Source organism: Variovorax sp. DXTD-1 (assembly GCF_003984625.1).
Lineage (GTDB): Bacteria > Pseudomonadota > Gammaproteobacteria > Burkholderiales > Burkholderiaceae_C > Variovorax.
On sequence record NZ_RWKH01000011.1, the window covers coordinates 163,847 to 177,056 of the forward strand.

At 67.1% G+C, this 13,210-nt stretch carries 13 protein-coding genes; 6 read left to right on the forward strand and 7 right to left on the reverse strand.

Annotation, left to right across the window (positions count from 1 at the left end; genetic code table 11):
* Nucleotides 1–2: 2 nt before the first annotated feature.
* From EJI00_RS12760 to EJI00_RS12770, 3 genes are read left to right on the forward strand one after another with little or no spacing between them, the layout of a single operon-like run.
* Nucleotides 3–992, forward strand: coding sequence for a Bug family tripartite tricarboxylate transporter substrate binding protein (locus EJI00_RS12760; protein WP_126747880.1), 990 nt, complete (start codon nucleotides 3–5; stop codon nucleotides 990–992).
* A 20-nt stretch (nucleotides 993–1,012) separates the two neighbouring features.
* Nucleotides 1,013–1,807 carry a class II aldolase/adducin family protein gene (locus EJI00_RS12765; protein WP_126747881.1) on the forward strand — a complete coding sequence of 265 codons (795 nt, stop codon included), beginning with the start codon at nucleotides 1,013–1,015 and terminating at the stop codon, nucleotides 1,805–1,807.
* Nucleotides 1,808–1,820: 13 nt separating this feature from the next.
* Nucleotides 1,821–2,798, forward strand: coding sequence for a 2-dehydropantoate 2-reductase (locus tag EJI00_RS12770; protein WP_126747882.1), 978 nt, complete (start codon nucleotides 1,821–1,823; stop codon nucleotides 2,796–2,798).
* Between the two features lie 24 nt (nucleotides 2,799–2,822).
* On the opposite strand, the gene EJI00_RS12775 is transcribed toward EJI00_RS12770, so the two are convergent.
* Both EJI00_RS12775 and alr read right to left on the reverse strand, forming a co-directional pair.
* Entirely contained in the window at nucleotides 2,823–3,371 is a 549-nt protein-coding gene (locus tag EJI00_RS12775) for a DUF4329 domain-containing protein (protein WP_185868123.1), read from the reverse strand.
* 92 nt (nucleotides 3,372–3,463) lie between these two features.
* Entirely contained in the window at nucleotides 3,464–4,564 is a 1,101-nt protein-coding gene (gene alr, locus EJI00_RS12780) for an alanine racemase (protein WP_126747884.1), read from the reverse strand.
* Between the two features lie 170 nt (nucleotides 4,565–4,734).
* Between alr and lplT the strand changes: the two genes are divergently transcribed.
* The 3 genes from lplT to EJI00_RS12795 all read left to right on the forward strand — a co-directional run bounded on the left by lplT (nucleotide 4,735) and on the right by EJI00_RS12795 (nucleotide 7,565).
* Nucleotides 4,735–6,039 carry a lysophospholipid transporter LplT gene (lplT, locus tag EJI00_RS12785; protein WP_126747885.1) on the forward strand — a complete coding sequence of 435 codons (1,305 nt, stop codon included), beginning with the start codon at nucleotides 4,735–4,737 and terminating at the stop codon, nucleotides 6,037–6,039.
* 134 nt (nucleotides 6,040–6,173) lie between these two features.
* A complete protein-coding gene (locus EJI00_RS12790) occupies nucleotides 6,174–7,067 on the forward strand; it encodes a DMT family transporter (protein ID WP_126747886.1) in 894 nt (297 codons plus the stop codon).
* 9 nt (nucleotides 7,068–7,076) lie between these two features.
* On the forward strand, nucleotides 7,077–7,565 hold the full coding sequence (locus EJI00_RS12795) for a glutathione peroxidase (protein WP_126747887.1): 489 nt from the start codon (nucleotides 7,077–7,079) through the stop codon (nucleotides 7,563–7,565).
* 18 nt (nucleotides 7,566–7,583) lie between these two features.
* Here the strand turns inward: EJI00_RS12795 and EJI00_RS12800 are convergent, their stop codons facing one another.
* The 5 genes from EJI00_RS12800 to EJI00_RS12820 form a co-directional block, all read right to left on the reverse strand.
* A complete protein-coding gene (locus tag EJI00_RS12800) occupies nucleotides 7,584–8,015 on the reverse strand; it encodes a carboxypeptidase regulatory-like domain-containing protein (protein WP_126747888.1) in 432 nt (143 codons plus the stop codon).
* Nucleotides 8,016–8,105: 90 nt separating this feature from the next.
* Nucleotides 8,106–9,338, reverse strand: coding sequence for a glycolate oxidase subunit GlcF (glcF, locus tag EJI00_RS12805; protein ID WP_126747889.1), 1,233 nt, complete (start codon nucleotides 9,336–9,338; stop codon nucleotides 8,106–8,108).
* Between the two features lie 25 nt (nucleotides 9,339–9,363).
* Nucleotides 9,364–10,470, reverse strand: coding sequence for a glycolate oxidase subunit GlcE (gene glcE, locus EJI00_RS12810; protein WP_126747890.1), 1,107 nt, complete (start codon nucleotides 10,468–10,470; stop codon nucleotides 9,364–9,366).
* A gap of 18 nt (nucleotides 10,471–10,488) precedes the next feature.
* The gene (locus EJI00_RS12815) at nucleotides 10,489–11,991 is read right to left on the reverse strand and encodes an FAD-linked oxidase C-terminal domain-containing protein (RefSeq protein WP_126747891.1); all 1,503 of its coding nucleotides are present in this window, start codon (nucleotides 11,989–11,991) and stop codon (nucleotides 10,489–10,491) included.
* Between the two features lie 139 nt (nucleotides 11,992–12,130).
* Entirely contained in the window at nucleotides 12,131–13,015 is an 885-nt protein-coding gene (locus EJI00_RS12820; RefSeq protein WP_126747892.1) for a LysR substrate-binding domain-containing protein, read from the reverse strand.
* Nucleotides 13,016–13,210 lie beyond the last annotated feature (195 nt).

The following is a 13,210-nucleotide window of genomic DNA, read 5'->3' on the forward strand; positions in this document are numbered from 1 at the left end:
CCATGACATTCACCCGCCGCCAGTTGCTGCAGACCACCGGCGCCTCGGCGCTGCTCGCGAGCCTGGGCCAGCACGCCTTCGCGCAAGCCTCGCTCGAAACCGCCACCATCGTCACCGGCTTTGCGGCCGGCGGCACCTCGGACACCACCTGCCGGCGCATCGCGCAGAAGCTCAGCCCCGACTACGCCAAGTCGGCCGTGGTGGAAAACCGCACCGGCGCGGGTGGCCAGATCGCCGTGAGCTACGTGAAGGGCCGGCCCGCCGACGGCGCCACCATCCTGCAAACGCCGACCTCGATCCTCACGATCTATCCGCACATCTACAAGAAGCTGCCGTACGACCCGATGGTCGACCTCACGCCGGTCAGCATCGCCTGCATCTTCGACTTCGGCTTTGCGGTTGGCCCCTCGGTGCCGGCCAACGTGAAGACGGTGCCCGAGTTCCTGGCCTGGGCCAAGGCCAACCCGACCGGCGCCAATTTCGGCTCGCCCGCCGCGGGCTCCACGCCGCACTTCATCGGCGCGCTGCTGGGCAAGAAGGGCGGCGTCGAGCTCAAGCATGCCGCCTACCGCGGCACGCAGCCGGCCATGCTCGACCTGCTGGGCGGCAACATCTCGGCCGTGTCGGGGCCCATCGGCGACATCACGCAGCACCTGGCCTCGGGCAAGGTGCGCATCCTGGGCGTTTCGGGTTCCAAGCGCAGCCGCTTCGCGCCCGACGTGCCCACCTTCGGCGAGCAGGGCATCCAGGACATGGCGCACAGCGAATGGTTCGCCTTCTTCCTGCCCGCCAAGGCCTCGCCGGACGTGGTCGCGCGGCTGAACGCATCCATGAAGACCGCGCTGGCGCACAAGGACGTGATCGAAGGTCTCGGCAACTTCGGGTTGGAAGCCATGTCTTCCACCCCGGGCGAACTGACCGACCTGCTCAAGAAAGACACCGCCAAGTGGGCGCCGATCGTCAAGGAAGTCGGCTTCACCGCGGAGGGATAAACCCATATGAAGGAACTGCAATGAACACACTCGCCACCCGCGTGCCGCCGTCGGCACCGGTCCATCCCTCGATCCATTCGGACGAGCGCGCCGCGCGCGAAGAGCTTGCGGCCTGCTACCGCGTGTTCGCGATGCTGGGCTGGACCGAGATGATCTACAACCACATCACGCTGCGGCTGCCCGACAGCGTGACGGGCGGGGAGAAGCAGTTCCTCATCAACCCCTTCGGGCTGCACTACAGCGAAGTCACGGCCAGCAACCTGGTGAAGATCGACCTGCAGGGCAAGGTGCTCGACGGATCGACCTACCCGGTGAACCCGGCCGGCTTCACGGTGCACGCCGCCATTCACGACGGCCTGCCCGGCGCGCACTGCGTGATGCACACGCACACCACGGCCGGTGTGGCCGTGGCCTGCCTGCAGGGCGGCCTGCAGCAGACCAATTTCTATACCGCCCAGTTGCACGACATGGTGGCGTACCACGACTTCGAGGGCATCACCATCCATGCCGACGAAGGTCCGCGCTTGCTCAAGAGCATCGGCAATCGCAACGCGGTGGTCCTGCGCAACCATGGCCTGCTGGCCTGGGGACAAACGCTGCCCCAGACCTTCGCCATCCTGTGGACCTTGCAGCGCGCCTGCGAAGTCCAGATGGCGACGTTTTCGATGGGCGCCGCCATTCCCGTGAGCGAGGAAATCGCCGAGCGCTGCACGCGCGATGCGCTGCAGTTCAGCCCCGAGCACGGCGCGGGGCAGGACGTGTTCGATGCGCTGGTGCGCCAGGTCGACCGCATCGACCCGAGCTACAGAAACTGAGGCGGCCTCTTTCATGAAGATTTGCATCTACGGCGCCGGCGCAATCGGCGGATGGATCGGTGCCGGCCTCGCGCAGGCCGGCGAGCGGCTCAATGTGGTGGCGCGCGGCGCCACGCTCGAGGCATTGCAGCAAGGCGGCCTCTCATTGATGCGCGGCGCCGTGCGCACGCGCGTGCCGGTCAACGCGGTGGCCGACCCGGAATCGCTCGGCACGCAAGACCTGGTGGTCATCGCCGTGAAGGCGCCCGCGCTGGCCGGCGTGGCCGAACGCATCGGCCCGCTGATCGGGCCCGACACCATCGTGCTGGTGGCGATGAACGGCGTGCCCTGGTGGTTTCTCGAAGGCGGGTTCGGCGGGGCCATCACCGGCCACCGCCTGGCAGCCGTCGATCCGGATGGCGCAATTGCAAAGGCCATTCCGGCGCGCAACGTGATCGGCTGCGTGGTGCACGCGAGCTGCTCGCTCGATGCGCCGGGCGTGGTGCGGCATCACTTCGGCAACGGGCTGATCGTGGGCGAACCTTCGGGCGAAGCCACACCGCGCGTGAAAAAGCTGGTCGAGCTGCTCGAGAACGGCGGCTTCGACGCCACGCTGTCGCCGCAGATCCAGAAGGACGTGTGGTTCAAGCTCTGGGGCAACATGACGGTGAACCCGATCAGCGCGCTGACGGGTGCCACCACCGACCTGATCATGGGCGACGACTACGTGCGCGGCTTCATCTCGGCCGTGATGCTCGAAGCGAAGGAAATCGGGCGCCGCATCGGCATCGAGATCACCCAGAGCCCCGAAGACCGGCATGCGGTGACGATGAAGCTCGGCGCGTTCAAGACCTCGATGCTGCAGGACGTGGAAGCCGGGCGGTCGGTGGAACTCGATGCGCTGGTCACGGTGGTGCGCGAACTGGGGGAGCTCACGGCGGTGGCCACGCCGTTCACCGATGCGCTGCTGGGGTTGGCGCGGCTGCGGATGCGGCAGCTCGGGCTGTACTGAACGCCGGGGCGCCGGCGCACGGCTTCAGAGCAGCCGCGGCGCCGGAATGATGTGTTGCCGCGGCCTCTTCGGCGCAGGCTTCTTCACCGCTGGCTTCTTCACCGGAACCGGCTGAGGCAGGTCGCGGGCGTTGCGCAGGCGCGGTCCGGCCACCATGATCTTGCGCATGCGGTGGTCGTAGCGAAGGAACAGGCCCGAGACGCTGCCCACGTAGGCGTCGATCTTCAAATCGTCCGCGACGCCGCGGTCCTCGGGCGAAAAGCGGTCGGGCTCCATGTTGAAGCCTGCGCCCTTGTAGGCCGGATGCGTGTGGTAGTAAGCCACCGCCGTCGCGCCCTCGGGGCAACCCCTGTTGCCGAGGCGGTGGCCGACGTCGACCGTGTTGGTGTCGCCCTCGCGCGGCGGCATCGCGAAGAACTGGTTGCCCTGCTGGCAGATCATGGCGCCGAACTCCTTGCGGCGTTCGATCGACTCGATCAGCACGGACTCCAGTGCCGCGCGCGCCGCCTCGGTGACGGTGTCGAAGAGTTCGTATTCAAGAGGGAATCCGGGAGCGGGAAGTGGTTCAGCCATGCCACGAGTGTGGCGGCCGCACGGGCGCGCAGCCATCCCACGGACAGCGTATGACGATCGGCTGGCCCTCGCCGATCAGCCGGCAAGAACTTTCATGCGCCGTCGGCGGAAGCGAACGGCACGCGCGGCGCCACCGCGCACATGAGTTCGTAGCCGACGGTGCCGGCCGCCTGAGCGACCTCGTCGATGGGCAGCACGGCGCCGGTTGCGGCCGAACGGCCCCACAGCGTGACCTCGGCGCCGAACTTCGCCTCCGGCACGGGCGTGAGGTCGACGGTGATCATGTCCATGCTCACGCGGCCCACCATGCGGGTGCGCACGCCGTTCACCAGCACCGGCGTGCCGGTGTTGCAATGGCGCGGATAGCCGTCGGCATAGCCGACCGCGGCCACGCCGATGGTGAGCGGCCCCTCGGCCGTGAAGTTGGAGCCGTACCCGATGGTGTCGCCCGCCTTCAGCTGCTGCACGCCAATGAGCTTGGTCGCGAGCGTCATGGTGGGCTGCAGCTGCCAGTGCGCGGTGTCGTGCTGCGGAAAGTCGGGGGCGCTGCCGTACAGCACGATGCCGGGGCGCACCCAGTCGCCGCGGGTCTGCGAGGCATGGCGCAGAGTGGCGGCGCTGTTCGCAATGGAGCGCTCGCCCGGCAGGTCGCGCGTGACGCGTTCGAACACTTCGATCTGGTGCGCAATGCCGCGGGGGCCGTCGGCGTCGCTGAAATGCGTCATCAGCGAAATCTCGTCGACCTGCGGCAGCGCGTTCAGGCGCGTCCAGGCCGAGCCGAAGCGCTCGGGCGCGAAGCCCAGGCGGTTCATGCCGGAATTCATCTTGAGGAACACGCGCTGCGGCTTGAGCGTCTTGTGGGCCGCGAGCATGTCGATCTGCTCGTCGCAGTGCACCGTGTGCCAGAGGTCGAGGCGCGAGCACAGTTCCAGGTCGCGTGCGTCGAACACGCCTTCGAGCAGCAGCACGGGGCCGCGCCAGCCGAGTGCGCGCACCCGTTCGGCTTCGGCCAGGTCGAGCAGCGCAAAGCCGTCGGCGCCGCGAAGGCCTTCATACACCCGCTCGATGTCGTGGCCATAGGCGTTGGCTTTGACCACAGCCCAGACGCGGGCATCGACGGCGGCGCGGCGCACGCGGTCGAGGTTGTGGCGAAGTGCGGCGGTGTGGACGGTGGCAAGGATGGGACGCGGCATGGAAGACGTCGATTGGTGAATAGATGGGTTTTAGCATCTTCCCGGGAAGAAACGTCCAGGGTGGCAACGCTGATTTCCCGGTCGTACCCCCATGCTATAACCGCCCATTCGCCAAAAGACGCGACACTTTCTCACTACTGCCAGCACCCCACTGGCCAGCCAGCCCATCGATGAAGCGCGGTTTCTACACGATCATGTCGGCCCAGTTCTTTTCGTCGCTGGCCGACAACGCGATCTTTGTCGTGGCGGTCGAGCTCATGCGCAGCTCGGGAGCGGCCGAATGGCAGAGAGCGGCGCTGGTGCCGATCTTCGCCGTCTTCTATGTGGTGCTGGCGCCGCTGGTGGGCGCCTTTGCCGACGCCTTGCCCAAGGGGCGGGTGATGTTCATCAGCAACGCAATCAAGGTGGTCGGCTGCCTGATGATGCTGTTCGGCTCGCACCCGCTGCTCTCCTACTCGATCGTGGGGCTTGGCGCCGCGGCGTATTCGCCGGCCAAGTACGGCATCCTGACCGAGCTGCTGCCGGCTTCGCAGTTGGTAAAAGCCAACGGTTGGATCGAAGGCCTCACCATCGCCTCGATCCTGCTGGGCATCGTGCTCGGCGGCTCGCTGGTGGGGCACGCGGTGTCCACGCAGCTGCTGTCGTTCGACGTGCCGCTCATCGACACCGGCATCGATTCGCCGGCCGAAGCGGCCATTGCGGTACTGATCTTCGTCTACGCGCTGGCCGCCTGGTTCAACACGCGCATTCCGCACACCGGCGTCGAAATGCGGCCGCTGCGCGCCATTCCGGAGCACGGCCTCGCACGCAACATGCTGGCGCTGCTGCCTGATTTCTGGCACTGCAACGCACGCCTGTGGCGCGACAAGCTGGGGCAGATTTCGCTCGCCACCACCACGCTCTTCTGGGGCGCCGGGGCCAACCTCAAGTACATCGTGCTGGCCTGGGCCTCGCTCGCGCTCAACTACAACACCACGCAGGCGACGGCGCTCACCGGCGTGGTGACCATCGGCATGGCGGTGGGCGCCATCGTCGCGTCGATGCGCATGCGCCTGGACATGGCCACCCGCGTGATTCCAATGGGCATTGCCATGGGCCTGCTGGTAATCAGCATGAACCTGATCGGCAACGTGTGGATCGCCGTGCCGTTCCTCATTCTGCTGGGCGGGCTGGGAGGCTTTCTGGTGGTGCCGATGAACGCGCTGCTGCAGCACCGCGGCCATAACCTCATGGGCGCGGGCCGTTCCATTGCGGTGCAGAACTTCAACGAACAGGCCTGCATCCTGCTGCTCGGCGGCTTCTACAGCGCCTGCACCGGGCTGGGCCTGTCGGCGTATGCGGCCATCGGCGCTTTCGGCGGAGTGGTCGCGGGCTGCATGTGGATCATCCAGCGCTGGCATCATCACAACCTGCGCAAATACCCGGAAGAAGTCGAGCACCTGCTCGCCATCGCCCGTAGCGACAAGCATCACTAGCCCTGCCGCTGCGGCCTTTTGCTTTCACCAGGAACATCGCGGAACCGGCTTTGCCGGGCCGCTGGTGTTGCCCCCGGCAGGGGGTTGGCGAAGCGACACGAAGTGCTCGCAGCTTGGGGGCGAGCAATATTTTTATGGCTGCACTTGCACTGATCTTTAACGCTTTTGTATGGGGCGTTTCATGGTTTCCGTTCCGTCACATCGAAAGCCATGGGCTGCACCCGGTGTGGACCACCTGCCTCATCTACGTGGCGATTTCGCTCGCAATGGCCTTCTTTCGCCGCCACGCCTGGCGCGGCTTTGCGGCGTTCCCCATGCTGGTGGCGCTGGGTCTTGCGGCGGGCTTTACCAACCTGGGCTTCAACTGGGCCGTCACGCAGGGCGACGTGGTGCGGGTGGTGCTGCTTTTCTACCTGATGCCGCTGTGGAGCGTGCTGCTGGGCTGGGCCGTGCTGGGCGAGCGGCCCACGGCGGGTGCGCTTGCGCGCGTGGCGCTGGCGCTCATCGGCGTGGTGGTGGTGCTCAAGGCGCCGGGCGTCGACTGGCCCGTGCCCTCCAGCCTGCCGGACTGGCTGGGCGTGGCGGCCGGCTTCAGCTTTGCCGTGACCAACATCCTGCTGCGCCACCTGCACGGCGCGCCCGGTGAATCGCGCGCACTGGCCATGTTCTGCGGCTGCGCGCTGGTGTCCGGCATTGCCGCGGCCACGGGCACCTTGCTCGGTGCGTTCGCGTCTCCCCTCGCGGTGCAGCCGGGCTGGATCGGCTGGGCCGCATTGCTGGGAGTCGGCTTCGTGGCAGCCAACTTCTGCCTGCAGTACGGCGCGGCCCGGCTGGCGGCCAGCGCCACCGCGGTGATCATGCTGTCGGAGGTGCTGTTCGCCAGCGTTTCGTCGGTGGCGCTGGGCGCCGCCGACATGAGCCCGCGCATCCTGGCCGGCGGCGCGCTGATCGTGCTGGCGGCCGTGTGGTCGGCGTTTGCGCGAACGCCGGCACAGGGCGATGATCGCCTTTCGTCTTCCACCACCTGAGGTACGCGCATGACCGGCATCTACGACTTCGAAGCCAGGCAGATCGACGGCAAGAGCGTGAAGCTCTCGGACTTCCGCGGCAAGGTGCTGCTGATCGTCAACACGGCCAGCAAGTGCGGCTTCACGCCGCAGTTCGCGGGCCTCGAGGCGCTGCACGAAAAGTATGCGGCCCAGGGGCTGGTGGTGCTCGGTTTTCCGTCGAACCAGTTCGGCTCGCAAGACCCGGGCACCAACGAGGAAATCGGCGCCTTCTGCACCACGAACTACGGCGTGAGTTTTCCGATGATGGAGAAGATCGACGTCAACGGCAGCGGCGCCGCGCCGCTCTACCAGTGGCTCACCAAGGAGAAGCCGGGCCTGCTGGGCAGCACCGCCATCAAGTGGAACTTCACCAAGTTTTTGGTGGGGCGCGACGGCAAGGTGCAAAAGCGCTATGCGCCGCTGGACACGCCCGCGTCGCTCGCGCCGGACATCGAGGCGGCGCTGGCAGCGGGCTGAACCCAGCAAGAACCCCGGTCAGAACCGGAAGCTGGCGGTCTTGGGGCTGCCGCCCACCGTCACCGACTGGCTCTGGACGCTGCCGCCTGCCGTGGCGGCATCGACCGTGTAGCGACCCGCCGGCAGATCGACCAGGCACACCGGCCCGCTGGCGCGCAATGCCAGCGAAGGCGCGCCAGCGGCGCCCTTGATGTCGACTTGCACATCCGCCAGGTAGGCGCCGTCGGAACGCGCGAAAAGCAGGGCCAGCGGATGCTCCTTCATGGCCGCGCGCATGGCGTTCGATTCGTCCGAGCCGATGCCGCCGCACACATAGCGCACCGCGCCCTCCCCTTTCCACTGCGGCATGGCCGACTGGGCCTGTGCGCCAACGGCAGCCGTTGCACAGGCAAGGGCCAGCAAGGCACGCCGCAAGTTCGCCTGGACGATGAAAGCTTGAACGGAAGACATGGGGCTTGCTCCTTGAAAGAATCGGTGCCGCCATGATGCGGTGCAAGCGGCTTGCGCGCGAGTCGGACCAGAGCGCTCTTCGGTGTGCGATCACGCCGCCGCCAGGGCGGCGTCCAGCAGCTCCACCCAGTGGCGCACGGGCGTTTCCTGGCTGCCGCTTTGCAGGTGCGTGATGCAGCCGATGTTGGCCGAGGCGATGACGCTCGGCTGCAGTTGCCGCAGGTGGCCGAGCTTGCGGTCGCGCAGCGGATACGCCAGCTCTGGCTGCAGCACCGAATACGTGCCCGCCGAGCCGCAACACAGGTGCGATTCGTTCATGGCCACGCGCACGTCGAAGCCCAGCGCGCGCAGATGCGTCTCGACGCCGCCGCGCAGCTTCTGGCCATGCTGCAGCGTGCAGGGCGGGTGGTAGGCCAGCACGCCCTCGGGTGCACGCACGCGCGCCTTCAGGGCCGGCACCAGGTCGGGCAGCAGTTCGCTCAGGTCGCGCGTCAGCTGGCTGATGCGCGCCGCCTTGGCCGCATAGGCCGCGTCATGCTGCAGGATGTGGCCGTACTCGCGCACGGTGACGCCGCAGCCCGAGGCATTCATCACGATGGCTTCGACCTCATTGCGTTCGACCATCGGCCACCAGGCGTCGATGTTGGCGCGCATCTGCGCCTTGCCGCCTTCCTGGTCGTTGAGGTGGAACTTCACGGCGCCGCAGCAGCCCGCCTCCTTCGCGACCACGGCCTGGATGCCCGCCGCGTCGAGCACGCGTGCGGTCGCGGTGTTGATGTTGGGCATCATCGCCGGCTGCACGCAGCCCGCGAGCATGAGCACCTTGCGTGCGTGCGTGGCGGTGGGCCACGCGCCAGCTTCCTGCCTGGCCGGAACCTTGGCCTTGAGCGCATCGGGCAAGAGCCCGCGCACCGCCTGGCCGAGCTTCATCGCGGGCGCGAAAAGCGGTGACGGCAGGCCTTCCTTCAGCAGCCAGCGCGTGGCCGACTCCATGGCCGGGCGCGGCACCTTCTCGTCGACGATCTTGCGGCCGATGTCGACCAGGTGGCCGTATTGCACGCCGCTCGGGCAGGTGCTCTCGCAATTGCGGCAGGTCAGGCAACGGTCCAGGTGCAGCTGCGTGCTGCGCGTGGGTTCCTTGCCTTCGAGCACCTGCTTGATCAGGTAGATGCGGCCGCGCGGGCCGTCGAGTTCGTCGCCGAGCAGCTGGTAGGTGGGGCAGGTGGCGGTGCAGAAGCCGCAGTGCACGCACTTGCGCAGAATGGCTTCGGCCTCGCGGCCTTCGTCGGTGCCGCAAAATTCGGGGGCGAGTTCGGTTTGCATCGCGGAAAGGGGCTCGGTTGTTTTTCTATTCGGCTGCAAGGAGCCGGCCGCGGTTGAAGATGCGCTGCGGATCGAACTCCTGCATCAGCGCGCGATGGATGCGGGCGACCGGGGCGCTCATGGCGTCGAAGCGAGGAACCGCTGCATCCGTCGTGTGCGAAGCGGGCATCCTGAACAGCGTGGCGTGCCCTCCCGCCGCATGCGCAATGCCGCGAATGCGCACGGCATCTTCCGGTGGCGCCTTGTACCAGCGCTGCGCGCCGTGCCACTCGACGAGCGGTGCGGTGCCGTCGATGGCGAGCACCAGCGCGGTCTGCGGCACCGACAGGCGCCAGAGCGCCATGGAACCCACATCGCCGGCAAACCAGGGGTGCTGCTGGTCCCGCAGCAACTGCCAATGGAGGGCGGCACTTGCATTGTCTTGCCGCTCGCCGCCCAGATGCGTGCAAGCGGCTTCCACCGCCGCGACCGCGCCGCGCAGGCGCAGGTACAAGGTGCCAACGCCGGCTTGCTCGACCCAGCAGCTCGCATTCAGCGGCAGCGGACGGCCGCCCCACTCGTTGAGCAGGCGCAAGGCATCCGCCTGGCTGCAGGCAAACGCCAGCGTAGCTTCGGCGGGCGCGACGGGCAGCACCTTGAGGCTGACCTCCGCGATCACGCCCAGCGTGCCGAGCGAACCCGCGAGCACGCGCGAAACGTCGTAGCCGGCCACGTTCTTCATGACCTGTCCGCCGAAGGTCAGCACCTCGGCGCGGCCGTTGACCAGCGTGGCGCCCAACACGTAGTCGCGCACCGCGCCCACGCTCGCGCGCGCAGGGCCGCTGAGTCCGGCGGCGACCATGCCGCCCACCGTGCCGCCGCTTTCGAAGTGCTGCGGCTCGAAAGGAAGGCACTGCCCTTTTTCGGCCAATGCAGCTTCGAGTTCGGCGAGCGGCGTGCCGGCGCGCACGGTAACGACCAGTTCGCTCGGTTCGTAGCTCGTGATGCCAGCGAGGGCGGTGGTGTCGAGGATTTCTCCTTGCAGCACCTCTCCGTGAAAGTCTTTGGTGCCGCCGCCGCGAATGCGCAGCGGCGTGGCGTCGGCAGCCGCGGCGCGGATGCGCTCGACGATCTGGCTGAGGGCTTGATCCATGGTCTCTTTTGTTTTTTTTCAGAAGCGCGGCAGATCGGGGTGCGGCAGTTGCCCGCCACGCACCACCTGCTTGCCGTATTCGGCGCAGCGCTGCAGCGTGGGAATCACCTTGCCGGGGTTCAGCAGCCCCGCCGGATCGAACGCTCGCTTGACGCCGAACATCTGCTCGTTCTCCGCCGCGGTGAACTGCACGCACATGCTGTTGAGCTTTTCCACGCCCACGCCATGCTCGCCCGATACCGTGCCGCCCATGGCCACGCTGGTCTCGAGAATGTCGGCGCCGAAGAGTTCGCAGCGGTGCAGCTCATCGGGGTCGTTGGCATCGAACAGCACCAGCGGATGCAGGTTGCCGTCGCCCGCGTGAAACACGTTGCAGCAGCGCAGGTTGTACTTCTGCTCCATCTGCTGAATGGCAAGCAGGATGTCCGCGAGCCGCTTGCGCGGAATGGTCGAGTCGAGGCACATGTAGTCGGGGCTGATGCGGCCCGATGCCGGAAAGGCGTTCTTGCGCCCGCTCCAGAACTTCATGCGCTCTTCTTCGCTGTTGCTCACCGCAATGGCGGTGGCGCCACAGCCGCGCAGCACGGCGGTCATGCGGCCGATTTCTTCTTCCACCTCTTCGGGCGTGCCGTCGGATTCGCACAGCAGAATGGCCGCGGCATCCAGGTCGTAGCCCGCGCGCACAAAATCCTCGACCGCGGCGGTCATGGGCTTGTCCATCATTTCGAGTCCTGCGGGAATGATGCCGGCGGCAATCACCGCCGCCACCGCATCGCCGGCTTTGCGAACGTCGTCGAAGCTGGCCATGATGCAGCGCGCGAGCTGCGGCTTGGGCACGAGCTTGACGGTGACCTCGGTGGTCACGGCCAGCATGCCTTCGCTACCGATGACCAGTGCAAGCAGGTCGAGCCCCGGTGCATCGAGCGCCTCGCCGCCGAACTCGACGGCCTCGCCCTCGGCCGTGAAGCCGCGCACGCGCAGCACGTTGTGCAGCGTGAGGCCGTATTTCAGGCAGTGCACGCCGCCCGAGTTCTCGGCCACGTTGCCGCCGATGGTGCAGGCGATCTGGCTCGACGGGTCGGGCGCGTAGTAAAGGTTGAAAGGCGCGGCCGCTTCGCTGATGGCGAGGTTGCGCACGCCGCACTGCACCACCGCCGTGCGGCTTACCGGGTCGATCTTCAGGATGCGATTGAACTTGGCGAGCGAAAGCGTGACGCCCAGCGCATGCGGCATGGCACCGCCGGAGAGCCCGGTGCCGGCGCCGCGCGCCACCACGGGCACACCGAGCTGGTGGCAGGTCTTGAGCACGGCCGCCACCTGGGCTTCGGTTTCGGGCAGCGCCACCACCAGTGGACGCTGGCGATAGGCGGTGAGGCCGTCGCATTCGTAGGGCGTGGTGTCCTCGGCGTGCCAGATGAGCGCATGCGCCGGCAGGTGGGCCTGCAAGGCATGCACGACCTGCGACTGGCGTTCGGATTTCTGCAGCGAATCGTGCTGGGCGGCGGTAAGCGGCGCGTTCATGCGGCAAGCCTCTTTAGTCGGGCGAATGTGTCTCGTGGTGTAGCGCACTCTACGCAAATGCGGCGGCGCCGGGGTGAAGCTTTTTTGCGCGGCGCTTGAGAGAACTTTGCCGCTCAGCGCCTTTTCTTTTTATTTTTCTTCAGCGCAGGCTTTGCGCCAGCCAGTCGACAAAGGCGGCGCATTCCCAGCGCTCGAGCGTGCCGGGCTGCCAACAGATGGTGTGGCGGTGCGGCGATGGCACGGGCCGGTCCGAAAGCGGCACCAGCCGGCCCGATTCGAACCATGCGGCACCCATTTTCAAGCGCACGAGCGCCACGCCGAATCCGCTGGCGGCCGCGTCGTAGACCAGGCCCAGGTCATTGAACTGCGAGCCGACGTGCGGCTCGGGCTGGTCGATGCCGCAGCTCGCAAACCAGGTGCTCCAGGGCTCGAGCGGGCTGCGAATGAGGCGCGCGCTCGCAATTTCGGCCGCGGTGCGAAAGCCGTCGAACGGGCCGAACTCGTTGAGAAAACTCGGGCTGCAGGCGGGCACCACTTCTTCTTCGAGCAAGAGCCGGTGTTCGCAGTCGGCGTATGCACCGGTGCCGTAGCGCACTTCAAGATCGGCCTGCTCGGCGGTCACGTCGAGCAGCGGAATGGAAACCTGCAGCACCAGCTCGATGTCCGGGTAGATGTTGCGGAACAGTTCGAGCCGCGGCATGAGGAACTGGCGGCTGAAGGTCGGCGTGACGGCAATGCGCAGGCGGGTGGCGCGCTGCTGCGCCGCATTGCCGATGGGCATGGCTTGCAGCGCCGCAAGGCCGGTGCGCACGTTGGCGAGGTAGGCGGCGCCGTCGGCCGTAAGGCTGAAGTCGCTGCGGCCGAAGAGCTTGAAGCCGACATGCGATTCGAGTTGCCGGATGCGGTGGCTCACGGCGCTGGGCGTGACGCACAGTTCGTCAGCGGCTCGTCCGGCATTTCGCAGCCTGGCCACGGCTTCGAAGGTCAGGAGGCACTGGATGGGTGGGATGTGCTGGAGGGCCACTTGTCTAACCTCCGGGGGGTTTTGTTGTCGCCGCTGTCCAGGGCTTGTGCAAAGGCCACCGGGTACTCCCCTCCGCGAATGTCCCCCGGGGCTGCGCCCCTCCTCCTTTATTTCGCTGCGTGGAGCACCCGATGCCCTGTGCACTTGGGCAGGCTGCTGGTGTACCGCCGATCAACGGCCGCCGTGAATGGCTCA

What these genes read in the sequence shown, in the direction of transcription:
- glcE (WP_126747890.1), bottom strand. Translation starts at nt 10,470, where the DNA reads ATGGATCAAGCCCTCAGCCAGATCGTCGAGCGCATCCGCGCCGCGGCT.
- EJI00_RS12770 (WP_126747882.1), top strand. Translation starts at nt 1,821, where the DNA reads ATGAAGATTTGCATCTACGGCGCCGGCGCAATCGGCGGATGGATCGGT.
- lplT (WP_126747885.1), top strand. Translation starts at nt 4,735, where the DNA reads ATGAAGCGCGGTTTCTACACGATCATGTCGGCCCAGTTCTTTTCGTCG.
- EJI00_RS12815 (WP_126747891.1), bottom strand. Translation starts at nt 11,991, where the DNA reads ATGAACGCGCCGCTTACCGCCGCCCAGCACGATTCGCTGCAGAAATCC.
- EJI00_RS12775 (WP_185868123.1), bottom strand. Translation starts at nt 3,371, where the DNA reads ATGGCTGAACCACTTCCCGCTCCCGGATTCCCTCTTGAATACGAACTC.
- EJI00_RS12760 (WP_126747880.1), top strand. Translation starts at nt 3, where the DNA reads ATGACATTCACCCGCCGCCAGTTGCTGCAGACCACCGGCGCCTCGGCG.
- alr (WP_126747884.1), bottom strand. Translation starts at nt 4,564, where the DNA reads ATGCCGCGTCCCATCCTTGCCACCGTCCACACCGCCGCACTTCGCCAC.
- EJI00_RS12765 (WP_126747881.1), top strand. Translation starts at nt 1,013, where the DNA reads ATGAACACACTCGCCACCCGCGTGCCGCCGTCGGCACCGGTCCATCCC.
- EJI00_RS12795 (WP_126747887.1), top strand. Translation starts at nt 7,077, where the DNA reads ATGACCGGCATCTACGACTTCGAAGCCAGGCAGATCGACGGCAAGAGC.
- glcF (WP_126747889.1), bottom strand. Translation starts at nt 9,338, where the DNA reads ATGCAAACCGAACTCGCCCCCGAATTTTGCGGCACCGACGAAGGCCGC.
- EJI00_RS12790 (WP_126747886.1), top strand. Translation starts at nt 6,174, where the DNA reads ATGGCTGCACTTGCACTGATCTTTAACGCTTTTGTATGGGGCGTTTCA.
- EJI00_RS12800 (WP_126747888.1), bottom strand. Translation starts at nt 8,015, where the DNA reads ATGTCTTCCGTTCAAGCTTTCATCGTCCAGGCGAACTTGCGGCGTGCC.